This window comes from Desulfococcus sp. (genome assembly GCF_050178255.1).
Classification (GTDB): domain Bacteria; phylum Desulfobacterota; class Desulfobacteria; order Desulfobacterales; family Desulfococcaceae; genus Desulfococcus; species Desulfococcus multivorans.
The window spans coordinates 1-22,358 of sequence record NZ_JBFXGG010000048.1 but is presented as its reverse complement, the minus strand read 5'-3'; the positions used below and the strand labels follow the sequence as shown (position 1 = coordinate 22,358).

The following is a 22,358-nucleotide window of genomic DNA, read 5'->3' as shown; positions in this document are numbered from 1 at the left end:
GAAACAGTGATGACCTTCCGCTGCATGAGGTCCGCGGCGACGACGATTTCCCGGAGCATTTCGAAATCGTTCAGAACCCCCCGGACATCCCGAAGGGAGAGGAAACCGGCCAACCGTTCGCCGGCCAGCACCACAAAATGGGGATAGTTCGATTCACAGATCCGTTCGACGATGTGGGGCAGCGACGCATTTTCAGGCAAGGTTTCAAAATCGTCGTCCATGAAATCCTTGACGACGAGATGCCGCAACACGCCGACATCGTGCCCTCGGACGATATTCACCCCTTTCCTGAGCAGCTTCATTTCGTAAACGGAATACCCGAACAGGAGCCGGACCACCAGAACGCTGCTGATACAGGCCACCATGAGCGGGAGAATCACCGCTTCGTTATTCGTCAGTTCGAAAATCGTCATGATGGCCGTAATGGGCGCCAGGGTCGTTCCGGCCACCACCGCGCCCATCCCGGCCAGCGCATAAAAGGCGGGATTCAGATCGAGTCCTGGAAACACCTGATTGGCGGCAAGTCCGACGGCGGTGCCCAGCGTCGCGCCCAGCACCAATGAAGGGGCGAAGATGCCGCCGCTCATGCCAGAGCCCACACAGAGGGCGGTGGCGATCATCTTGACCAGGAGCAGGGCCACGGCGGCACCGAGGCCCAGGGATGCGGTGAGTGCGGCATTGACCGTATCGTATCCGATCCCCAGAATCTGCGGAAACGCCAGGGCCGACACCCCCAGAAGGAGTCCGCCGACGGCCGGCTTCAGCCATTCGAAAATCCGGGTCCCCATGAACAGATCCTCGCTCAGGCCGACGGTGCGGATAAATAGGATGGCGACGAAGCCTCCGGCGAGACCCAGAGCCAGATAGACGCCGAGTTCCCAGAAGTGGTAAAGCACGAAGTCCACCGCAACAAACGTTGGAAACTCGCCCAGAAATATGCGGGACACCACCGACCCGACCACCGACGCGATGACGATGTTGCTGATGTGGCTCAGTTCAAGGTCAAGAAGAATGATCTCGACGGCAAAAAGGGTGCCGGTGATGGGTGCGTTGAAGGTCGCGGCGATGCCCGCCGCCACCCCGGAGGCCAGGCAAACGCGGCGGATTGCCGGGTCCAGCCTGAATACCTGTGCCATGGAAGACCCGATGGACGCCCCGATCTGAATGATGGGGCCTTCCCGGCCCACGGATGCGCCCCCGCCGATGAGCATGCTCGTGACCAGTGTCTTGAAAAAGGTGACCCGATGCCGGATTCGACTCTGGTGGTTGGTTACGGAAAGAATCACCTCGGGAACGCCGGGACCCCGGGCTTCGGGAATGACGTAGACGATAAGCAGCCCCGCCATCAGACCGACCGACGGGGGAAAAACGACCCTGAACCACCAGGGCGAAGCCACTACCTGATGGGTGAAGGTGACGCCCGGCGCCCAGAACAGGTTCCCGAACAGCTCGATGAGGGCACGGAAACAGACGGCGCCGACGGCAGACAGGACGCCGATGACCATGGAAAACAGCATGAGGGTGATGGTGCTCAGGCGCTCCCGCTTCATACCGATCGTCGTCCATTCATGCCGAAAAGGCGTCCTCCTCCCCTATCCTCCTCGACCCCGGAAGTTTCGACCCTTCCCGGGACGCTATGCACCCAAGAGGATTGTGATGTGGTATACCCCGTCGATCAGGCGCGCATCCAACGGCAGGTTCGCCTTTTCGAATATCTTCATCATGAATTTGTTGACGGCAGGGACCTCGGCCGTCAGTCCTTTCAGGCCCTGTTCCCTGGCCAGGCGGATCAGCATGTTCAGAAGAATTGAATGCGCGTCAGCACCGTCTGAGGCGACACCAGACGTGTTTCCCAATGTGAACTTTCAGGGAACGACATGGGGGTATTTCTCCGGCGTGCAGTGTCGACGATGCCGCCCGTCCCGGTATGGAACGACATCATCAATATCCTTGGGATCCATGTGCCGAAAATCCCCCGGCACCGCCGACGGCCCCGGACCGGGCATCCAATGTCGGGCGACGACGCCACGGCACCCTCACGGCCTCCTCAGGCACCGATTTCAGGTTAACGGATAACACGTTCCGCCGCGATGATCAAGTCTGCCGGCACGGCTGAACACGGCTCGGCCGTCAATGCTCAAAAATTAGCCGTTGTCTCACACAGAAAAATTCTGGTAAGAAATCCCTGACGACAGTGCCGCCGATGAACAGGACGCTCCTGCACACCGGCCGTTCTCATAAATTTTCCGACAATGCCTGGAGAGATCCATGGAAAGCAAGACCGCTTCCGAGTGCCCCCCCGCCCCGTCCCCGTCAACCCACCCGCAACCCGAATCGGTTCGCCGACTGAGCCGCCCCCTCTGGCTGCTTTCCATTATCGCCCTGTCGATTTTCCTGGTCGAAGCCTTCAATATGATCCTCCTGAACCTCCTCCCGCCGCTGCCCCTGACGATCGAAGTCATGGGGGACGCGCTGTTGCTGATCGTGCTCGTCTTCCCCACCCTGTATCGATTTTCCTACAAACCGCTGCTGCAACACATTGAACGGCGAAAACAGGCGGAAACCGAGCTCAAGAAATCGGAACAGCGGCTGAGGCGCCTTTCCAACCAATTATTGACCGCACAGGAAATCGAACGCCGCGAGATCGCCGCCGGTCTTCACGATGAAATGGGGCCCAAGATCAGCGCCCTTAAATTCAGGGTTGAAGCGGCCCTGCAGGCCATGAACGGGAAGGATGAACTGGACATGGAGCGTCAATGCCGCCTGATCGTCAAGACGTTTCAGGAACTGCACGAGGAGATCCGGGTCATCTCGAAAAACCTGAGTCCGCTCATGATCGACGAACTGGGGTTGCGTCCCGCTTTGGATGGGCTCTGCGACAGCATCAGAAGCGCTTTTCCGGAAATTTCCATTGAAACCGAATGGGCCGTGACTGAAAACGATCTGCCGCAACCCCTCAAGATCGTGATTTATCGCGTGGTTCAGGAGGCACTGGCCAATATGACCCGTCACAGCCGCGCAACCCGAGGCCGAGTCTCCCTTCGCAAACAAAAGGGCCGGCTGTTTCTTGAAATCAGGGACAACGGGATCGGGTTCAATGTCGACGACAAGCTCCATCCCCAATCCGCCGACAGCGGCATCGGCCTTCCGGCTATGTGCGAACGGGTCACCCACGCCGCCGGTGCCGTCACCATCGATTCCAGCCCGGACAACGGCACGACGATCATCGCCGTTTGGGACATCGACCGGACGCCCCCCGACAGGGCCGAAACGGCGGAATGAGAGACTGTCTGAGGACGCCGTTCTTTCCGACGTTCAAAAGGCGATCCACAACAACAACACACCCAAAGAGAACAAGGTCACCGGAATCCCCACCGCCGCATGCCGGCCGAAGGTGATGTCGATGCCGAAACCGCGGGCCTGTTCGACGACGATGAGATTGGCAATGCTCCCCAGGAGGAAAAGGTTTCCGGCGAAGGTGCTCGACACCGCCAGGACATACCACTGAACCGGATTCATAGGATCGAGAAAAGGCAGCAGCAGCATGACGGCCGGAACGTTGCTGAACAGGTTGCTCAAGGCCGTCGACACGGCCGCTAAAACGGGAAGATCGCCCAATACCCATCCCCTTGCCGTGAAAGCTTGCACCATCATCCCCAGGTAGGGTCCCCGGGAAACGCCGTGGATAACGATGAAGAGCGCGCAGAAAAAAGTGATCAGATGCCAGTCCACCAATCCCAGGATGTCTCGGGTTTTCATTCGACGGCTGCAGAGGAGAACGCCCGCGACAGCGATGGCCGACACCTCTCGGGGGACGGCGGTGAAGAACATGAGCACCAGAACGGCGACGGCGATGAGTCCCTTGGCCGTGTGCCAGGAGTTGAACATCGGCCACGGTGTCTTTGACAGGGTTTCGGTGTCGAGGTTGGTGGTGTAGAGCCTTTCCCGGTAAATCCCGAGGATGATCAGGTAGCCGCCCAGAAGAGACACGGCGACGGGGGGCGTGCACCAGATCAGAAACGCCCCGAAGTCGAGTCGGCCGACCTGCCCGATGAGCATGTTCTGGGGATTGCCGATGATGGTGGCGGCCGAGCCGATATTGCTGGCGACCGCGAGCCCGATAAGAAACGGTACGGGGTTGAGCCCGCCTCGGATCAAGGCCAGAGAAAGAACGGGGGTGAAGGCGAAACAGACGATGTCGTTGGCCAGGAGCGCCGAGAGCAGCGCGCTCGAGACCATGCCGGTCAACAGAAAGAGCCTCGGGCGGTGGAGGAGACCGGCGATCGCCGCGGCGGCCCAGGAATAGAACCCCCCGAGGCGGAGCTGTGCGGAGGCCACCATCAGGGAATAGAGGAGCAGAATGGTCGGAATGTCGACGGCGCCCACCGCCTCCCGGGTAGTGACGACACCCGCCACAACCATGCCGATGGCACCCAGAAGTGCAATGCCGACCCTGTCGACGACAAGCCCCGGCACCTTTCCCAGGGCAATCCCCGCATAAGTGATGCCGAACAGCCCGAGGGCCGCGATGTCCGTATGCACCAAGGCGTCTTTCCTTTCTCAACGGTCGATGATGACTCAATTTTCGACTTTCACAGGCCGGTGCCGGGAGGATACGACCCTCGCCCCACGCGTCGATTTGAAGCCTGTTTTCTTCACGGCCGGAACCCGCCGCAGGTCCCCTGACGCCCGTGGAAAATAGGACTTGATATCCTCGGATATCCCTGTTATTCATTTTTCCGGTGCGGTTTTGTCAACCCCAAAACCGCGGGATTCCGCAACCTCGACGATATTGCCGATTCAATGCAACGGGTTGCGATCTTGACGTTTTTCAAAGCGACGTGCACCGAAACGACGCTTATCCGGAAACCAAGTTTCGCAGAACTTGGTTTCTTGCTTTTAAGGAGGTCGCCATAAAAGGGGTCGTCATTGCCGGAACCAGAAGCGGCAGCGGCAAAACAACCATCACGATGGGCTTCATGGCGGCCTTCCGCAGACGGGGTCTCACGGTGGCGCCGTTCAAGGTCGGGCCGGATTTCATCGATCCCGGCCACCACACCCGCGTCACCGGCGCGATCAGCCGGAACCTGGATGGATGGATGCTCTCCCGGGTTTACAACACGGCGGCATTCGCCAGGGCCGCGGACGGGGCAGACATTGCCGTCATCGAGGGGGTCATGGGGCTCTATGACGGATATGACGGGCGCAGCGAAGCCGGCTCCACGGCCCAGATGGCCAAATGGACGGGCGTCCCCGTCATTCTGATCGTCGACGCCAAAAGCATGGCCCGAAGCGCCGCCGCCCTGGTCCACGGCTTCGAAAGCTTCGATCCGGAGCTCGACTTCGCCGGGGTCGTCTTCAACAACATCGGCAGCCCGAGACATCTCGCCTATCTTCGGGAGGCTCTGGATGGACGGGTGAAAATGCCCTGCCTGGGCGGCATCCCCCGGGACGACGCCGTCGCCATCCCCGAACGTCATCTGGGCCTCGTCACCCGGGAGGAGCACGGGACATCCTCCGAAACCGTGCGTCGACTGGCCGACCTGATCGAAGGCCACATCGATCTGGATGCCCTTTGGCGGCGCCTGCCGGATCTCCCCGGGATCGCTGAGACACGCCCCACCCCCATTCCCGGCCCCACCGCCGACATGCCGATCGTCCGGATCGGCGTGGCTGTCGACAAGGCCTTCTGCTTTTACTACCAGGACAACCTCGATCTCCTTGCAGCCCGGGGCGCCGAAATTGTGCCGTTTTCACCGATATCGGATCCGGCCCTTCCCGACGCGCTGGACGGCCTCTATTTCGGCGGGGGTTATCCCGAGCTTTTCGCCGATCGGCTGGCTGAAAACAGGACGCTCTGCCGGCAGGTTCGGGAAGCGAGTGCGGCGGGCATGCCCATTTACGGCGAATGCGGCGGATTCATGTACCTCGGCCGGGAAATCCATGATATGGAGGGTCGGAGCCATCTCATGACCGGGTGTTTTCCCTTCGCCACGCGGATGTACGACCGCCTTCGTTCCCTTGGCTACCGTGAGGTCACCCTCACCGCCGACACGGTTCTGGGGCAGGCCGGAGCCACCCTCCGGGGACACGAATTCCACTATTCCGACCTTGAACCTTCTCCCGAAGGAGATGGGGTTCAAACGGTCTACGGCCTGTCGGACCGCTTGGGTCGGCCGCGAAGCGGAGAAGGGTTTCAGATCCAACGCACCCTGGGAAGCTATGTCCACCTCCATTTCGGCAGCCGCCCCGAGGCTGCCGGCGCGTTTGTCGACGCCTGTCGGATCTACCGTCATGAAAGGAACCGCTCAACAAGATGAACCCCCAAGAAATTGAATCCTTAAGCTTTCAGATTATCGACCGGGAAGCCGGTCCCCACGGTTTCGACGCCGCCGAATGGGAAATCGTCCGACGCATGATTCACACATCGGCGGATTTCGACTATATGAAGACCGTCCGCTTCCACCCGCTCGCCATTGCCCGAGGCCTCGCAGCGATCCGGGCCGGCAATCCCGTCATCACCGACACGGAAATGGCGCGATCGGGGATACGCAAAGCATCGGTCGAGGCTTTCGGCGGCAGCGTCACCTGTCTCATCGGTCAGGCCGACGTGCGGATGTACGCCGAAAAGGCCGGCATCACCCGCGCCAAGGCCGCCGTCGACATGGCCCTACCCCTGATGACGGACGGGATTTACGTGATCGGCAACGCCCCCACGGCCCTGCTCCGTCTCATGGAGCAGATCCGGGCCGGCCAGGCCCGTCCGGCTCTGGTCATCGGACTGCCCGTCGGCTTTGTCAACGCTTCGGAATCCAAATCCGAACTGGCCCAAATGGACGTACCCCACATCACCAACCTCGGTCGCAAGGGGGGGTCCAACGTGGCGGCCGCCGTCGTCAACGCCCTGTTGATCATGGCCGGCCGAACCTCATGAGTGATAAGCGCGAACCGACACTTCGGTGCGGTTTCACTACGGGCGCTGCCGCTGCCGCAGCCGTCCGGGGGGCGCTGTTGCACCTGATTGAAGGACGTTTTCCGGCAACGGTGATCCTCCCCCTTCCGACCGGTGAGGCCCTTACCATTCCCATCCACGCCTGTTCTTTCACCGCCGACGGCGGAGCGGAATGTCTGGTCGTCAAGGACGGCGGAGACGACCCCGACGTCACCCACAACGCCGTCATCGGCGCAAGGGTTCGTCTGGGGGCGCCACCCCGGGAATGCCGGGAAGCAGCTGTCGGCAACGGCGCGAATCCAGGGGTTGTCCTGCCGGATTTCGACGGGGGGCGAATCCGCCTCTTCGGCGGCACGGGCGTCGGGCGGGTCACCAAGCCCGGTCTTGAGGTGGCGCCGGGCGAACCGGCCATCAATCCGGAACCCCGCCGGATGATCCGACAGGCTGTGCTGGATGTCCTTGCGGACCGCCGCGATATCGGCACGGTCTGTGTCGAAATCTTCGTCCCCGAAGGCGAGGCCATGGCGATAAAAACGCTGAACGCCCGCCTCGGCATCCTGGGGGGTATTTCCATTCTGGGCACGACGGGCATCGTCCGCCCCATGTCCCACGACGCCTATATCGCCACTATCCGCGCATCCCTGTCAGTGGCCGAGGCGGCAGGGCTCGACACCGTCGTCATGACCACGGGCCGCCGCAGCGAACGGTTCGCCCAAGCCCTCTGGCAGGACCTTCCCGAGGAAGCCTTCGTGCAGATTGGGGATTTTTTCGAGACATCCCTCACGGCCGCCGCCGCCACGGGTTTCCGCGAGGTCCGGATCGCCGTCTTTTTCGGCAAGGCCGTCAAGATGGCCCAGGGGATCCCCCACACCCACGCCGCCAAATCGGCCATGACGCTTCAACGTCTCTCGGAATGGGCCCTGGCGGTCAGCGGAGATGCGGACTTCGCCGAAAGAGTGGCCCACGCCAACACGGCCCGCCACGCCTTCGAGTTCATCCGTGCCGAGCACCCGGCCCTTATCTCCCGGGTGGGCCGCGCCATGATCGCGGCCGCTCGGCGGTTTTCCGGCGAAGGTTTCCGGATCCGCGGCGTGGTCTTCGATTTCGAAGGCAATCGTATTTTCGACGAAAACGGCGGTGCCGTATCATGATCCCCGTCACGATCGTCGGCATCGGCCTCTCTCCCAGAGACCTCACCCCGGGCCATCTCGAGGCGATCGGGGAGGCCGAGGTTCTCGTCGGCGGAAAACGACACCTGAGCTATTTCCCGGATGTCCGTGCCGAAAAATTGGCGATCACCCGGAACATCGCCGAGATCGTCCCGTTCATCGCGGAACGGATGGCCGCTAAAAAGGTAGTTGTCCTGGCATCCGGGGACCCCTTGTTTTACGGCATCGGATCGGTCATCACGACCGCTCTCGGGGCGGAGAACGTACGGGTTCTGCCCAACATCACCGCCATCGGCGCCGCTTTTGCCAGGATCGGCATCCCCTGGAGCGACGCCCGCCTCGTCAGCCTCCACGGCCGCCGGAACGATGCGGCGCTCCTGGAGGCCCTCGCCTGTCATCACAAAATCGGTCTTTTGACCGACCCCATCCATACCCCCGCATGGCTGGCGGCCTTCATGACGGCGCATGGTTTCACGGACTTCGACATGTGTGTCCTCGAAAAACTCGGCGCCGAAGACGAATCTGTTGCGTGGGTACCGCCGGTCGAGGCCGCCGGAAAGGTTTTCCGGTCGCCGAACGTTGTCATCCTGCATCGGAGACCGCCCGACAGAAAGGAGGCGTCGCCGCTCTATCCCGGGATGCCCGAGGCCGCCTTCATCCACGAAAAGGGACTGATCACCAAACCCGAGGTCCGCGCCGTCACCCTGTCCAAACTCCGCCTTGGGGCGCCCGGTCTCGTCCTTTGGGATCTGGGTGCCGGCAGCGGCTCCGTAGCTATCGAGGCGGGTCTTTTCATCCGGACCGGCCGGATCGTTGCGGTGGAGCGGCGGGCCCATCGCATCGCCCATATCCGGGCCAATCAAGAACGGTACGGAATCGAGCGGCTTGAAATCGTCCAGGCGACCCTGCCCGACGGCCTCGACGATCTGCCCGCCCCCGACCGGATCTTTATCGGCGGAGGCGGAAAAGACCTGGGGCGGATCATGGAAACCGCCGGGGCGCGTCTCAGGCCCGGGGGCGTCATGGTGGTAAACACCGTTTTGATTCAGAACATCGACGTCGCCCTGACCGGCTTCCGGAGGCTGGGGTTGGCGACCGACATCGTCCAGATTCAGGTGAGCGCCGCCAAAAAGATGCCCTGGGGCGATCGCCTCTCTCCACAGAATCCGGTGTGGATTATCACCGGCGCTGCGTCGGAAAGCCCTCCGAAGGCCGCCGCGGCATCCTGCCGAGGTTCCGCCCGTGACGCTTGACAGCCCCGCCGTCGAACTGCTTGCGCCGGCCGGCAATCCCGAGAAGCTCGAGATCGCCGTCTATTACGGTGCCGACGCCGTCTATCTGGCGGGTAAGGACTTCAGCCTGAGAAACTTCTCCGGAAATTTCACCCTGGAAGAACTGGACCAGGCCGTCACCTTCGCCCATCGAAACGGCGTACGGGTCTATGTGGCGTGTAATATCTATCCCCGAACCGATGAAACGGACCGGATCGCCGCCTACCTGGGGCAGTTGGCCGAGATCGGGCCCGACGCCGTCATTATTGCCGATCCCGGGGTATTCGCCGCAGCCCGGCGCATCATCCCCGAAATCCCCATCCACATCAGCACCCAGGCCAACATCACCGGCCTCGACGCCGCCCGGTTCTGGCGGGATCTGGGGGCCCGCCGCGTCAATCTCGCCCGGGAACTCCCCCTCGATGACATCCGGAGAATCGCCGACGGCGTCGACCTGGAAATCGAGGCCTTTGTTCACGGCGCCATGTGCATCGCCTATTCGGGACGCTGCCTTCTGAGCAGTTTCATGACGGGACGGGACGCCAACCGGGGACGGTGCAGCCATCCCTGCAGGTTTCATTACACCCTCATGGAGGCAAAGCGACCGGGTCAATATTACCCAATCGCCGAGGACGGCCGGGGAGCCTATGTCTTCAATTCGAAGGACCTGTGCATGATCGCGCACATCCCGGAGATGATCGACGCCGGCGTCCGGTCCCTCAAAATCGAGGGACGGATGAAGGGAATCCATTACCTGGCATCAGTGGTCAAGGTTTACCGCGAAGCCATCGACGCCGCTCTTGACCGTTCCGAAGGCCGTCGTTACGTTGTCCGGCCCGACTGGCGGGAAACCCTGGCGGGCGTCACCCGCCGGGGTTACTGCACCGGCTTTTATTTGAGGGATCCCGATCAGATCGTTCCGGAATACAACCCGCCCGACAGCGAGATTCGGCAGGATTTCATGGGAAAAGTCCTGGAACGCCTCTCGGCCACCGATATTCTGCTGGATGTCCGCAACAAAATCACTGTCGGCGAGGCGGTAAGCGTCTTTTCCGCCAAAGGTCCCCCCCGGCCCGACGTGATCCGCCGCATCACGTCGGAAACCGGGGATCGGCTGTTCCACGCCCAACCCAACAACCGGGCGATCCTGTCCCTTCGCGGCGGCGCCAGCCCCCTTGACCTGATCCATCGGGCTCCGGCCGATCCTGCGCCGCTATCCGAAGAATGAAAATGAAGCGGATTTATTCTATTCGCCGCATTTTTTTTATGTATTGATTATATCCTTCTCCTTCGATATACTGAATTTAATATTGATTCGTCTCATTATGACCGGCCCCTAAAGCCCATCAAGGAGAAGGCCCATGCACACCGATACTGAAAAGGAGTACCTGATCCGGGCCATCGACGGCTTCAGGCGCAAGATCATCGTCGTCTCTCCGGAATACATCATCCTTGCCGCCAACGCCTTCACGAAAAAACGATTCAGCAAGAACATCATCGGACGCCTCTGCCACGAGATTCTCTGGAACCTCGACACGCCCTGCGAGGAATGCCCCCTGGGACAGATCACCAAGACACGGTCACCCACGGTTATCCACAAATCAAGCTTTCTCACCCAGAAAAAGAACTACTGCCACTACTTCTACCCGCTTCCGCCGTCCGAGAACATGACGGACGAGATAGTAGACGCCATCGCCATGCTCGACTTCGACATCCCCTTTGTGGAGGGGCTCGAAGAAAAGCTGCAGCGCTCAAACGCCTTCCTCAAGAACCTGATTCTGAGTTCCGTGGACGGCGTGATCGCCGCCGACCGGAAGGGTAAGATCTTCATTTTCAACGACGCCGCCGTGGAAATCACCGGGTACAGCATGTACGATGGGCTCCACAAACTCATGATCCAGGACATTTACGCCGAGAAGGGTTGTGCCTACGACATCATGAAAAAACTGCGGAGCAAGGATTACGGCGGGAAAGGCAAGCTGAAATTCCATCAGGTGGACATACAGCACAAAAACGGCATGATCGTCCCTATCCGGCTGAACGCCGCCGTCGTCTATGACGGCAAGGAAGAGGTGGCGACCATCGGCTTCTTTCACGATCTTCGGGAAGAAATCAAAATGAAGGAAAAGCTGGAAAAAACGCGTCTGCAGCTCCTCCAGGCCGACAAGATGGCATCCCTGGGCAAGCTTTCCGCCGGCGTGGCCCACCAGCTCAACAACCCACTGGGAAGCATCACCCTCTTTACCAAGCTGGTGCTCGAGGAGTACGCGTTGGAAGAGAGCATCCGCGAGGACCTTTCCCGCATCCTGAAAGACGCCCAACGCTGCCGGGACACGGTGAAGGAGCTCCTTGAATTCGCCCGGCAGACCCGTTACCAGATCAAACCCCACGACATCAACAGAGCCCTCTCGAGGACGCTGTTTTTGCTCGACAAGCAAACCCTCTTCCACAACATCGAGATTTGCAAACACTTTGCCGAGGGTCTCCCCATGGTGCCCGGAGACATCCAGCAGCTGAACCACGTTTTCATGAATCTCATCATCAACGCGGCCCAGGCCATGGGCGGGAACGGAAAGCTGTCGCTGAAAACCGAACACCTCCCTGCCAGGAACCAGGTGCTGATCGAAATTTCCGACACCGGTCCCGGGATTCCCGACGAGGTTCTTCCCCACATCTTCGACCCGTTCTACACCACCAAGGACGAGGGGGAGGGCACCGGCCTCGGGCTGAGCCTGGCTTACAGCATCATCAAGGAACACCACGGCCTCATCGAGGCCAGGAATGCGCCGGAGGGCGGTGCCGTATTCAGCATCGAACTCCCCCTCGACATGCCCGAGACGACGGAAACCGACCACTGACCGCCGTCGGTTGACCGGACACCGGTTTCCCAAAACCCGGTCATGAAACATCGCACCGAGGATGATACGATATGGATGAAATCAATGTACTGGTGATCGACGACGAAGACGGTATTCGACTGGCCTGTCAGCGGATCCTCAACCGGATGGGGTTCAAAACTTTTTCGGCCAACCGGGGGCTCGCGGGGCTGGAGATCATCAGAAAAGAGATGATCTCCATTGTCCTTCTGGACCTCAAGATGCCGGGAATGGACGGTCTGGAGGTCCTCCAGCATATCCGGGCGGAAGACCCATCGATTCTGGTCATCATCATCACGGGATTCGCCACCATCGAGACGGCCATCGAGGCCATGAAACAAGGGGCCTACGATTTCATCCCCAAGCCTTTCGAGCCTGAACACCTCCGCATGGTCGTCGAACGCGCCCGGGAAAAGCTTATCCTGACCATGGAAACGGAGATGCTGGAAGCCCAGCGGAGAAAGACTCTCATGGATCTGGGTATGCAAAAAAGCCGGATCCGCACCATCCTGGAATCCCTTCCCAATGGGTTGGTGGTGACCAACACGCGGGGTCAGGTCGTACTGATGAACCCCGCCTTCATCCATCTCATGGGTCTTGATCCCTGCCGGACGACCGGAGAACGGATCGAGGCTTACGTCGCCGATCCGGGATTCTGCAATCTGGTGATGGACATCTCCCAGGGAAAATACACCGTTGCCGACGACCCCCCAAGCTATGAGCTGGCCCTGCCCGACAACATCTACCTCATGGCCAAAGGCCGCCCGATTACGGGGGATGACGGCGAATGCATGGGGGCGGTGATTACCCTGGTCAACATCACCACCATGAAGGTTCTGGACCAACTTAAAAGCGAATTCGTGGCGAAGGTCACCCACGAGCTGCGTTCGCCCCTCTCCACCATCCACGAACAACTGGCGCTGGTGCTGGGCGACATGATGGGGGACGATTCGAACGCCGACAAGGAGCAGGAACAGTATCTCCTCTTCCGGGCCAAGGAAAAGACCCAGGGACTGATCTCCCTCATCGGAGACCTCCTGGATCTTTCCCGCATCGAATCCGGGGCCGTCACCCGCGAACCCGTCCCGGTCAAGCTGGACGACCTGCTGAAAAGCATCGTGGATTTCCTGAACGCCCGGGCCGGCGCGAAACGTCAGACCCTCACCGCCGTTCTGCCTGAGCGGCCGCTGCCACAAATCACCGCCGACCCCATGGCCCTGGAAAGCATCTTCGGCAACCTGATCACCAATGCCATCAACTACACCCCGGAGGGCGGTCACATCGAGGTGAGGGCGAGCAAGCCGGACGGCCGAATCCAGGTCGAGGTCTCGGATACGGGATTCGGTATCGATGAAAAATACCTGGACAAGATCTTCGAACGCTTCTACCGGGTCAAGAACGAAAAGACCCGTTTCATCACCGGCACCGGTCTGGGCCTGCCCATCGTCAAAAGCCTGGTGGATGCCATGAACGGCACCATCTCCGTCCAAAGCAGCGTGGACAGGGGCACGACTTTTACCGTGATCCTGCCCCTGGAGAAGACCGAAGAAGCGGTGTGCCCCCCTCCGAGTGAAACGATAAACAGCGTCACGACATGAATCGGGGGCATCCGGCGTGGATGCCCCCGTTCCGAGGTCGGCCCGGAGTCGGCGTCCGACGGAACTCAGGCCAGGAGATCCTTGACGCTCTGGACAATCTGCTCGGTGGAATCCGGGCCCTTGGGGATATAATCGTCGGCCTCCATGCTGATGCCGTCGAAATGGGAGTAGCGGGTGGAGGTGACATGATCGGCCACTGCGGTGAGCATCACAATGGGGATATCCGAGAGATTCGGATCCTTCTTCAACTCCGCACAGACCTCATACCCGTCCTTTTCAGGCATCATGACGTCCAGGACGATACAGTCGGGACGCTTCGCCCTGACCTTCTCGAGTGCCTCGTTCCCGTTGTAGGCCGCCTCGACGGCGAAACCGGCCTTTTTCAATCTTCCCCCGACGATGGAGATCACATCAGGCTCATCATCCACGACCAATACGACTTTCTGGCTCATAGTCTTCCTCCTTTGTTTAAAGATATTCCTGAAGCATCAAACGGTTGGCTGCATATCTTTTCGAACGGTTACCATAAGACAAAGCAATCCCCGTGCCATATGCCGTGATCTTTGACACAGTACCGGAAAAAACAGCACGAAAGCCGCTCTTCAGCGGATCGCTTCCTGACCGCCGCCCAAATCTCCAGCGCTGCCGGGCGTGATCGACGGCTTCGGCGCCCGAAGTTCCGGCCCAAGCGATGCCGTTTTGGCACAAGCATGCCCGCAACCGCTTTATTTCCGAAGGGTTATCTACAAGAACGCCATTTTGGCACGCGCCATTATGGAATACCTTTGATTTTCATTGCATCATGTGCTAACGCCCTATCAGCATATCTAAAACGCGGGAGCACGGCATGCCGTACTTCCAGGGCAAACGGAAAAGCGGAGATCATGGACGACAGCATCATCGTCATCGACGACGATCCGGACTATCTCGATATCCTGCGACGGCGGCTTTCGACGGCGGGATTCCACGACATCACCATCGAGGCCGATGCCCTGAAGGCCGCCCAAAGATTCGCCGAAGGCGAGCGGTTCCACCTCGCTCTCATCGATGTCAACATGCCCGAGATGAACGGAATGGCACTTCTCGACCGGATCAAGAACACCAGCCCCGACACCGAATGCATCATGGTGACGGCGGTCAACGAAGTCCACGTAGCCGTCGCCTGCATCCGAAAGGGCGCCTACGACTATCTCGTCAAACCCGTCTCCAGGGAAAACCTCACACTCTCCGTCAACCGGGCCCTCGAGCGGAAGCACCTCCTGGATCTGCTCGACATCGACAAAAAGAAAACCCTGCCCAAACTGACCGACACATCGCCGTTTCGGGGGATCGTCACCCGATCCCGAAACGTGCTCAAGGTGCTCAAGGAAGCGGAGCTTCATGCCCACAGCGACGTACCCATTCTGATCACCGGCGAAAGCGGCACCGGCAAGGAACTCCTGGCCAAGGCCGTTCACCGGGCCAGCTCCCGGGCGAGTCGCCCCATGACGACGGTCAATATGGCGGCCGTCACCGAGAGCCTCTTCGATGCCGAGTTCTTCGGCCACGCCAAGGGCGCCTTCACCGGTGCGGACAAAGCCCGCATCGGCTATCTCGAGTACGCCGACGGCGGCACCCTCTTCCTGGACGAAATCGGGATTTTACCCGTCTCCCTCCAGGGAAAGCTCCTTCGGGTCCTTCAGGATGGGGAATACATGAAAATCGGTACCAACCAGCCCCGACGCGCCGACGTCCGGATCATCGCCGCCACCAATGAGGATATGGACCAGCTCATCGAGCAGCGGCGGTTCCGACAGGATCTCTACTACCGGCTTCGGGGGGGGTGGCTTCACCTCCCCCCGCTGCGGGAACGGCGGGCCGACATTCCGCCCCTCATCAACCTTTTCCTCGACGAATTCTGCGGGGAGAAAGACCGATGCCGGGTGGACGTACAAGCCATGGCGCTGCTGATGCACCACGACTATCCCGGTAACATCCGGGAGCTCCGCGCTATCATCCAGTCCGCGGTCAACCTGGCCCAGAGCGGGCCGATTGTGCCCGGATGCCTTCCCGAGGCCGTCCGGAACGCCGGACGCGCTCAGGAGGCCGAAGCCCCTCGGGAGCAGGGTCCGATTCTCACCCTTGCCCAGGTGGAAAAAGCGCATATATTAAAGGTCTATCGGCGTCTCGATCGAAACAAGAGCCTGACGGCCCGACGCCTGGACATCGGCCTCAACACCCTTCGGCGAAAACTGTCGTCCTACGGCGAGAAGTAAGGCCGGGAGTCATGATTGCAAATCACGCGTCATTTAACTCAACTTTCGACTTTCCCAGGCCGGCGCCGCTATCCGGTCGCCATCATGAACGTTGAAATTTAAAAAATGGATCCGCGGCATGAATAACATCGGCATCTGGGCCGTGACGCCCAACGGCGTCCGGCTGGCCCAAAGGCTCGCGAGGTTTTTCCCCCGATCCGCGCTATACCTCTCCGCCGCTCTCGACCTGTTCCCGGAGGCTCTGCCTGCCGAACGGTTCGAACGCCTCGCAACGGCGGTTACCAGGCATTTTACCCGACACGACGGCCACCTTTTCATCATGTCCACGGGCATCGTCGTAAGGATGATCGCACCGCTTTTGCAGCACAAAAGCGTCGACCCCGCAGTGGTCGTCCTGGACGAGTTGGGCATCCACGCCGTCAGCCTTCTGGCCGGACACATCGGCGGCGCCAACGCCTTGGCCCGTCGGGCGGCAGAGGCGGTCGACGCCGTCCCCGTCATCACCACGGCCACGGACCTCAACCGCCTGCCGGCCGTAGACACCCTGGCCTGCGAACTGGGTCTCGCCATCGAAAACCCCGACGCCGTCAAACACGTCGGCATGGCCTTTCTGAAGGGACGTCCCGTTCGACTCCACGACCCTTACGGCCTTATCCGGAACCATCTGCCGCCGGAAACCCTGGTGCCGGACACCCGCACGGACGACGGCGAAGACGTCTTTCCGTCCGGAAATCCAATCCCCGAAGGTCCGGGCATCTATGTCGACGACAGAGTGGTTGACCTGCCCCCGCAAGTTCTGATATTGCGTCCCCGTTCCCTGGCCGTGGGCATGGGCTGCAATCGCGACACCGAGATGTCCGAGATGCACCGTCTTCTCACGGAGACCCTGGACCGCCACCGGCTTTCCCTTCTGAGTGTCTCCACCCTGGCCAGCGTGGACATCAAGCGAGACGAGACCGGCCTCATCGCACTGGGCGAATCCCTGGGGATTCCCCTTGTTTTTTTTGATCGAGAGGCCCTGGGGCGGGTCCGGACCATAGCGACGCCATCGGCAATGGTGGAAAAACACATAGGAGTCAAAAGCGTATGCGAAGCAGCAGCAATCCTGGCGGCAAGGAACGGTGCGCTGATCGTTCCCAAACAGATCACCCCAAACGTGACGGCGGCCGTGGCACGAAGGTCCTCTATGTCGTCGGTATCGGCCCCGGGGGTCCGGACTACCTCTGTCGACGGGCCCACGACGTTCTCGAGCGGGTCGAGGCCGTCGCCGGATACACCACCTACATCGACCTGATCCGGCCGCTCATCGCCGGCAAACGGATTATTCAGACCGCCATGAAACGCGAAGTGGAGCGGGTCGAGGCCGCCATCTCGGCCGCTCTGTCGGGCGAGTCCTGCGCCATTGTTTCCAGCGGCGACGCCGGCATTTATGCCATGGCAGGCCTTGTCTACGAAATGTGCCGGGAAAAGGGACTCGCGATCCGGGCCCCCCGGACGGACCCCGCCGTCGATGCGGACGAGAATGCCCTCCTCATCGAGGTCATCCCCGGCATCCCGGCCCTGGCCGCGGGAGCCGCCCTCCTGGGCGCACCCCTCACCCACGACTTCGCCGCCGTCAGCCTGAGCGACCTCCTTACGCCGTGGGAGCTTATCGAACGGCGTCTCGACGCCGCCGCCGGCGCCGACTTCGTCATCGCCCTATACAACCCCAAGAGCAAGCGTCGAAGCGACCACCTGGAGGCCGCCCAGAAGATCATTCTGCGGCACCGCGCCCCCGAAACGCCGGTGGGCGTCGTCACCGGCGCCATGCGGGACAACCAGCGGGTGACGATCACCACCCTGGGCGACCTCCATCGGGCCGAAGTGGACATGCAGACCACCGTTTTTGTGGGCAACAGCAGCACCTTCGCATATCTCGGACACATGATCACCCCCCGGGGATATGCCAGGAAATACGATCTCGATTCGGAGCGACGCCGTCATGTCTGAAGCCCCCTGCATCGCCGCCTTCGGCACCGGATCGGACGTCGGCAAGAGCGTCGTGGCCACGGCCCTGAACCGCATCTTCCTGAACCGGGGCTTGCGGACGGCGCCTTTCAAGGCCCAGAACATGTCCAACAACTCCGGTGTCACCCCGGAGGGACTCGAGATGGGGCGGGCTCAGATCGTCCAGGCCGAGGCGGCCCGGATCCCGCCCCACGTGGACATGAACCCCATCCTCCTCAAGCCGACCACCGACGTGGGCTGTCAGGTGGTCCTCATGGGGGAGGCCGTGGCCAACCAGACCGCCGTCGAGTATCACACCCGGAAGGCGCATCTCTTCGACACCGCCTGCCGCGCCCTCGACCGACTCCGGAGCCGATTTGACGTGGTGGTCATGGAGGGGGCCGGGTCCTGCGCCGAGGTCAACCTCATGGCCCACGACATCGTCAATTTTCCCATGGCCGAATATGCCGACGCGCCGGTGATCCTCATCGCGGACATCCACAGGGGCGGCGTGTTCGCCCAGTTGGTGGGGACCCTCGCCTGCCTGCCCCCCGAACGGCGGGACCGCATCGCCGGGTTCATCGTCAACCGGTTCCGGGGAGACATCCGACTCTTCGACGACGGGGTGAAGTGGATCGAGGCCAACACCGGGAAACCGGTCTTCGGCGTCCTGCCCTGGTACACCCACATCGCCATCGAGGCCGAGGATTCGGTGATCATCGAGAGCCCCCCCACGGTGCTGCCCGGCAGGGGAACGCGGCCGGCCGTGGCCGTAATCCGCATCCCCCACATCTCCAATTTCACGGATTTCGACCCCCTCTCGGCCGTCAAGGGCCTCGACCTCTTTTTCATTGAAAAGGTACAGGACCTCTCGGGCTTCGCTGCCGTGATCCTGCCCGGATCCAAGAACACCCGGTTCGACCTGGAGTGGCTCAAGACAACGGGCTGGAGCCGACGGCTCGCCGCCTACGCCGAAAAGGACGGCCACATTCTCGGGATCTGCGGGGGCTACCAGCTCCTGGGCAACCGTGTCTACGATCCCCAGGGCCTCGAAGGTGTCCCCGGCACCACTGAGGGGTTGGGCCTTCTGCCGGTGGAAACCACCCTGATGGCACCCAAGACCACGACCCTGAGCCGATTCGCCTGGGGAGACGTCCAGGGCACCGGATACGAAATCCACATGGGCCGGACCGACCGGATCGGCGGCGCACCGCTTTTCACGATCCTGGCCCAGAACGGGGCTGCTCCCGCAAATACCGAGGACGGCTGTATCAGCGACGGCGGCCGGATCATGGCCACATACATGCACGGTCTTTTCGACACGCCCGCCGTAACCCGCCGATGGCTCGACACCATCGGTCTCGGCCGTCTCGACACCGGCGACACCCCGGCCGGCCCGGCAGCCCGGGATCGGGAGTACGATCGCCTGGCCGAGCATTTCGAAAACCACGTGGACACCGAGGCGATTCTCCGTCTGATCCGCCGATCTCCTCCCGGAAACACCGCGGTATGAAAGCCGTCATCTGCGGCGCGGGCCGTTACACCCGAAACCTGTTGGGTCGGCTGGGGGACCGATGGCGCATCACCCTCATCGACGCCTCCGAAAAAGCCCTCAAGGAGCTGATGGATACCCACGCCACCGTGGCGAAGGTTCTGGCAGGCGACGCCGCAAGCCCGGTCCTTCTCGACAAGGCCGGTCTTGGTGAAACCGATTATTTTCTGGCCCTCACCGACAACGACAAGGTCAACCTCGCGGCAGTCCGATTCGCCCGGAAGGCCGGGGTTCCTCACATTCTCTCCGTGCTCTATGACCTTTCACTGGAAGCGAAATTCCAGAAACTGGATGTCCATCTTCTGCTGCCCGGCAACATGGTGGGCAACACCCTCTATCACTACCTGCAGGATCCGCGGATTCAGGTATTCTCCGTTGCCCGCGGCACGGGCGAGGTCGTGGAAATCGAGGTCACTCGGGACAACTGGATCGCCGGGATGTCCGTCACGGTGCTCGAGGATCCGGAATGGCGTCTGGCGGGGCTCTATCGTGCCGGCGAGTGGATGCCGTTGACCGGGGAGCTGATGCTGGCGGAGGGAGACCGGCTGATCCTGCTGGGGAAGCGAAACTTCTTCCGGTCGGTCTGCTCGGTTCTGGCCTGCGGTCACATGCCGTTTCCCGCTCCCTGGGGCCGGGGGCTCATGATCGTCCTGAACGGCGACGAGGGGGCTGAGACCCTGGAAGAAGGCATGTATCTGCTCCGGAACACGCGGGTCGGTCATGTTTCCATTCTCTACGATGCCGTCGATATGCCGGACCCGACGGCCCACATCGACCGGAAAAACGTCCGCCACGACATCCGCCTTCACCCCATGGACGGCCGGTTGACGGACACCGTCAAAACCCTCTGCCGGAAAGACCAGATCGGGCTGGTGGTCATGCGCCCCCTGGGACGCTCGTTTCTGAAATCCATCTCCCGGCCCGAAACCATCGCCCTGGCCCATGAACTCGCCTGCCCGCTTCTGATCGCCCGCAATTCCAATCCCTACGACCGGATTCTGGTGCCCTTCAACGGCACCGCCATGGCCGCACTGGCACTGGAGACCGCCGTCGGCCTGGCGGAGCAGATCGGTGCTCTCGTGGACGCCGCCGTGGTTCAGGAGCCCGATTTCATCCACGGCGAATCCCGGGAATCCTGGAGCGACAAAACCTTCAAAAAGGTCCGGGAGATCAGTCACATCCATAAGGTGAAAATCGGGGAAATCGAATGCCGCGGCAACCCGGTCAAGGAAATCACCGCCCTGGCGGAAAGATATCAGCTGATGGTGGTCGGCAGCACCAATCCCCAGAAGGAGCTGCTCACCCCTCACGTGGGCGAACTGCTTGTCGAGCGGACCCCCTGCTCGGTGCTCATCCTGGCGTCGGGAGCCCCATGATCACCTCTCAGCAGACCGCCCTTCTCCTGGTTGTTCTGGCCATCCTGATCGTGCCCGGCATCAGCAGGATCCTCCGGGTGCCGTCCATGGTGGTGGAGATCATCTTCGGCGTCATCCTGGGCAAGAGCGTGCTGAAACTGGAATTCACCGGCGAATGGCTCCCGTTCCTGGCCCATCTGGGATTTCTGCTCCTCATGTTTCGGGCGGGAATGGAGATTGATTTCACCATGCTGAAACGACAGAGTCGGGGGCAGCTTATGTTTCAGGTACTCTTTTTCATGGTCACCCTGGGACTGGCGACCCTGGCGGCGACACTCCTTTCCCGCGGTTTTTTCGTAGCCCTCATGCTCTCCACCACTTCCTTAGGCCTGGTGATGCCCACCCTGAGGGAAACGGGAATGAGCCGGACCCCCATGGGCCAGGACATCCTGATCGCCGCCACCCTGGCCGACTTCATGACCCTCTTCGGCATTACCTTCTATGTCCTTTACATCCGTCAGGGCATCGACTGGCGTTTTTTCCTTCCCATCCCGCTGTTTCTGGGGTTCGGGATTCTGCTGCGGATAGGCCGCGTCTGGGTCTGGTGGCATCCGGCCGGGGCCGAGCGGATTCTCGGCATTCAGGAGGACGCCCAGGAGATCGGCGTCCGCCTCTCCATGGCCCTGCTCTTTCTGTTTGTGGCCCTGTCGGAACTGGCCCACCTGGAGCCCGTTCTGGGAGCGTTCCTTGGCGGCAGCCTCCTGGCCTATATCTTCCGGGAAAAACCGCTGTTGGAGACCAAGCTTTCGGCCATGGGGTTCGGTTTTCTGATCCCGGTCTTCTTCATCCACGTGGGCATGCAGTTCGATCTGACCCACATCATGAAGCCCGAGATGATCCTGTTTTCCCTCAAACTGTTGGGCGCTGCCGTCACGGTCAAGATGGCTCCCGCGGCGCTCCTTTTGTTCCGGGGGCGAAAACCGAGGGAAGTCTTTCAGGCCGGCGTTCTCCTCTCCTCGCGTCTCAGCCTCATCATCGCCGCTGCGGCCATCGGTGTCGAAAACAACTTGATCAAACCCGAAATCAAGGATGCCGTGGTCTTCATGGCCCTCGTCACCTGTTTCTTAGGGCCGACCCTCTTCAAGCTCATCACGCCCACGGTCGGAAGCGGCGGCCCGAACGACGTCGTAAAATAGGCGATATCGTCCAACCCTCCGGGCCGTCATCCCGCCGCCTGCACCGCTTACGGCGACAGCGCCGCCATCATGAAGGCATACTGGGCTCTCAGGTCACCGATTTCCTGGGCCCAGAACCGGTCGCCGCCCCAGTCCGGATACTCGGCCT

At 61.1% G+C, this 22,358-nt stretch carries 18 protein-coding genes; 14 read left to right on the top strand and 4 right to left on the bottom strand.

Translation table 11 applies throughout. From position 1 onward, the window contains the following. Positions 1 to 1,550 (bottom strand): chloride channel protein (locus AB7S84_RS10465; protein WP_428154339.1); only part of this gene is annotated, 1,550 nt, incomplete at its 3' end. A gap of 84 nt (positions 1,551 to 1,634) precedes the next feature. Next, entirely contained in the window at positions 1,635 to 1,856 is a 222-nt protein-coding gene (locus tag AB7S84_RS10460; RefSeq protein WP_143334163.1) for a hypothetical protein, read from the bottom strand. Positions 1,857 to 2,268: 412 nt separating this feature from the next. Here AB7S84_RS10460 and AB7S84_RS10455 point away from each other — a divergent pair, with 412 nt between their 5' ends. Then, complete coding sequence (locus AB7S84_RS10455; RefSeq protein ID WP_020877608.1) at positions 2,269 to 3,282, top strand: sensor histidine kinase; 1,014 nt, start codon at positions 2,269 to 2,271, stop codon at positions 3,280 to 3,282. Positions 3,283 to 3,315: 33 nt separating this feature from the next. On the opposite strand, the gene AB7S84_RS10450 is transcribed toward AB7S84_RS10455, so the two are convergent. Then, positions 3,316 to 4,542 carry an anion transporter gene (locus AB7S84_RS10450; RefSeq protein WP_040416145.1) on the bottom strand — a complete coding sequence of 409 codons (1,227 nt, stop codon included), beginning with the start codon at positions 4,540 to 4,542 and terminating at the stop codon, positions 3,316 to 3,318. Between the two features lie 299 nt (positions 4,543 to 4,841). Between AB7S84_RS10450 and AB7S84_RS10445 the strand changes: the two genes are divergently transcribed. From AB7S84_RS10445 to AB7S84_RS10415, 7 genes are all read left to right on the top strand, one after another. Next, positions 4,842 to 6,320, top strand: a complete 1,479-nt coding sequence (locus AB7S84_RS10445; RefSeq protein ID WP_428154336.1) for a cobyrinate a,c-diamide synthase — start codon at positions 4,842 to 4,844, stop codon at positions 6,318 to 6,320. Continuing rightward, positions 6,317 to 6,934, top strand: coding sequence for a precorrin-8X methylmutase (locus tag AB7S84_RS10440; protein WP_020877611.1), 618 nt, complete (start codon positions 6,317 to 6,319; stop codon positions 6,932 to 6,934). The genes AB7S84_RS10445 and AB7S84_RS10440 overlap by 4 nt, the downstream gene beginning before the upstream one ends. Continuing rightward, positions 6,931 to 8,103: a cobalt-precorrin-5B (C(1))-methyltransferase CbiD gene (gene cbiD / locus AB7S84_RS10435; protein ID WP_428154334.1), complete on the top strand. Its 1,173-nt coding sequence runs from the start codon at positions 6,931 to 6,933 to the stop codon at positions 8,101 to 8,103. Before AB7S84_RS10440 ends, cbiD begins: the two co-directional genes overlap by 4 nt. After that, positions 8,100 to 9,374 carry a bifunctional cobalt-precorrin-7 (C(5))-methyltransferase/cobalt-precorrin-6B (C(15))-methyltransferase gene (locus AB7S84_RS10430; protein WP_020877613.1) on the top strand — a complete coding sequence of 425 codons (1,275 nt, stop codon included), beginning with the start codon at positions 8,100 to 8,102 and terminating at the stop codon, positions 9,372 to 9,374. The genes cbiD and AB7S84_RS10430 overlap by 4 nt, the downstream gene beginning before the upstream one ends. After that, positions 9,364 to 10,620, top strand: coding sequence for a U32 family peptidase C-terminal domain-containing protein (locus AB7S84_RS10425; RefSeq protein WP_020877614.1), 1,257 nt, complete (start codon positions 9,364 to 9,366; stop codon positions 10,618 to 10,620). Before AB7S84_RS10430 ends, AB7S84_RS10425 begins: the two co-directional genes overlap by 11 nt. A 133-nt stretch (positions 10,621 to 10,753) precedes the next feature. Beyond that, positions 10,754 to 12,250, top strand: a complete 1,497-nt coding sequence (locus AB7S84_RS10420) for a two-component system sensor histidine kinase NtrB (RefSeq protein ID WP_428154331.1) — start codon at positions 10,754 to 10,756, stop codon at positions 12,248 to 12,250. 71 nt (positions 12,251 to 12,321) lie between these two features. Further along, positions 12,322 to 13,866: a sensor histidine kinase gene (locus AB7S84_RS10415; protein WP_020877616.1), complete on the top strand. Its 1,545-nt coding sequence runs from the start codon at positions 12,322 to 12,324 to the stop codon at positions 13,864 to 13,866. Positions 13,867 to 13,931: 65 nt separating this feature from the next. On the opposite strand, the gene AB7S84_RS10410 is transcribed toward AB7S84_RS10415, so the two are convergent. Next, on the bottom strand, positions 13,932 to 14,318 hold the full coding sequence (locus AB7S84_RS10410) for a response regulator transcription factor (protein ID WP_020877617.1): 387 nt from the start codon (positions 14,316 to 14,318) through the stop codon (positions 13,932 to 13,934). A gap of 432 nt (positions 14,319 to 14,750) precedes the next feature. On the opposite strand from AB7S84_RS10410, the gene AB7S84_RS10405 reads away from it, so the two are divergent. From AB7S84_RS10405 to AB7S84_RS10380, 6 genes are all read left to right on the top strand, one after another. Continuing rightward, positions 14,751 to 16,121 carry a sigma-54-dependent transcriptional regulator gene (locus AB7S84_RS10405; RefSeq protein ID WP_020877618.1) on the top strand — a complete coding sequence of 457 codons (1,371 nt, stop codon included), beginning with the start codon at positions 14,751 to 14,753 and terminating at the stop codon, positions 16,119 to 16,121. A gap of 118 nt (positions 16,122 to 16,239) precedes the next feature. Beyond that, positions 16,240 to 17,415 (top strand): cobalt-precorrin 5A hydrolase, encoded by a 1,176-nt coding sequence (locus AB7S84_RS10400; protein WP_020877619.1) that lies wholly within the window; start codon positions 16,240 to 16,242, stop codon positions 17,413 to 17,415. Beyond that, positions 17,319 to 18,110: a precorrin-3B C(17)-methyltransferase gene (cobJ, locus tag AB7S84_RS10395; RefSeq protein ID WP_040416159.1), complete on the top strand. Its 792-nt coding sequence runs from the start codon at positions 17,319 to 17,321 to the stop codon at positions 18,108 to 18,110. Before AB7S84_RS10400 ends, cobJ begins: the two co-directional genes overlap by 97 nt. After that, positions 18,103 to 19,620 (top strand): cobyric acid synthase, encoded by a 1,518-nt coding sequence (locus AB7S84_RS10390; RefSeq protein WP_020877621.1) that lies wholly within the window; start codon positions 18,103 to 18,105, stop codon positions 19,618 to 19,620. Before cobJ ends, AB7S84_RS10390 begins: the two co-directional genes overlap by 8 nt. Further along, on the top strand, positions 19,617 to 21,035 hold the full coding sequence (locus tag AB7S84_RS10385) for an NAD-binding protein (RefSeq protein ID WP_020877622.1): 1,419 nt from the start codon (positions 19,617 to 19,619) through the stop codon (positions 21,033 to 21,035). The genes AB7S84_RS10390 and AB7S84_RS10385 overlap by 4 nt, the downstream gene beginning before the upstream one ends. Further along, on the top strand, positions 21,032 to 22,210 hold the full coding sequence (locus tag AB7S84_RS10380) for a cation:proton antiporter (protein ID WP_020877623.1): 1,179 nt from the start codon (positions 21,032 to 21,034) through the stop codon (positions 22,208 to 22,210). Before AB7S84_RS10385 ends, AB7S84_RS10380 begins: the two co-directional genes overlap by 4 nt. Positions 22,211 to 22,358 lie beyond the last annotated feature (148 nt).

Bases quoted from the DNA above. Each gene is read 5' to 3' on its own strand.
- AB7S84_RS10455 (WP_020877608.1), top strand. From the start codon at position 2,269: ATGGAAAGCAAGACCGCTTCCGAGTGCCCCCCCGCCCCGTCCCCGTCA.
- AB7S84_RS10440 (WP_020877611.1), top strand. From the start codon at position 6,317: ATGAACCCCCAAGAAATTGAATCCTTAAGCTTTCAGATTATCGACCGG.
- cbiD (WP_428154334.1), top strand. From the start codon at position 6,931: ATGAGTGATAAGCGCGAACCGACACTTCGGTGCGGTTTCACTACGGGC.
- AB7S84_RS10430 (WP_020877613.1), top strand. From the start codon at position 8,100: ATGATCCCCGTCACGATCGTCGGCATCGGCCTCTCTCCCAGAGACCTC.
- AB7S84_RS10420 (WP_428154331.1), top strand. From the start codon at position 10,754: ATGCACACCGATACTGAAAAGGAGTACCTGATCCGGGCCATCGACGGC.
- AB7S84_RS10415 (WP_020877616.1), top strand. From the start codon at position 12,322: ATGGATGAAATCAATGTACTGGTGATCGACGACGAAGACGGTATTCGA.
- AB7S84_RS10410 (WP_020877617.1), bottom strand. From the start codon at position 14,318: ATGAGCCAGAAAGTCGTATTGGTCGTGGATGATGAGCCTGATGTGATC.
- AB7S84_RS10405 (WP_020877618.1), top strand. From the start codon at position 14,751: ATGGACGACAGCATCATCGTCATCGACGACGATCCGGACTATCTCGAT.
- AB7S84_RS10400 (WP_020877619.1), top strand. From the start codon at position 16,240: ATGAATAACATCGGCATCTGGGCCGTGACGCCCAACGGCGTCCGGCTG.
- AB7S84_RS10390 (WP_020877621.1), top strand. From the start codon at position 18,103: ATGTCTGAAGCCCCCTGCATCGCCGCCTTCGGCACCGGATCGGACGTC.
- AB7S84_RS10385 (WP_020877622.1), top strand. From the start codon at position 19,617: ATGAAAGCCGTCATCTGCGGCGCGGGCCGTTACACCCGAAACCTGTTG.
- AB7S84_RS10380 (WP_020877623.1), top strand. From the start codon at position 21,032: ATGATCACCTCTCAGCAGACCGCCCTTCTCCTGGTTGTTCTGGCCATC.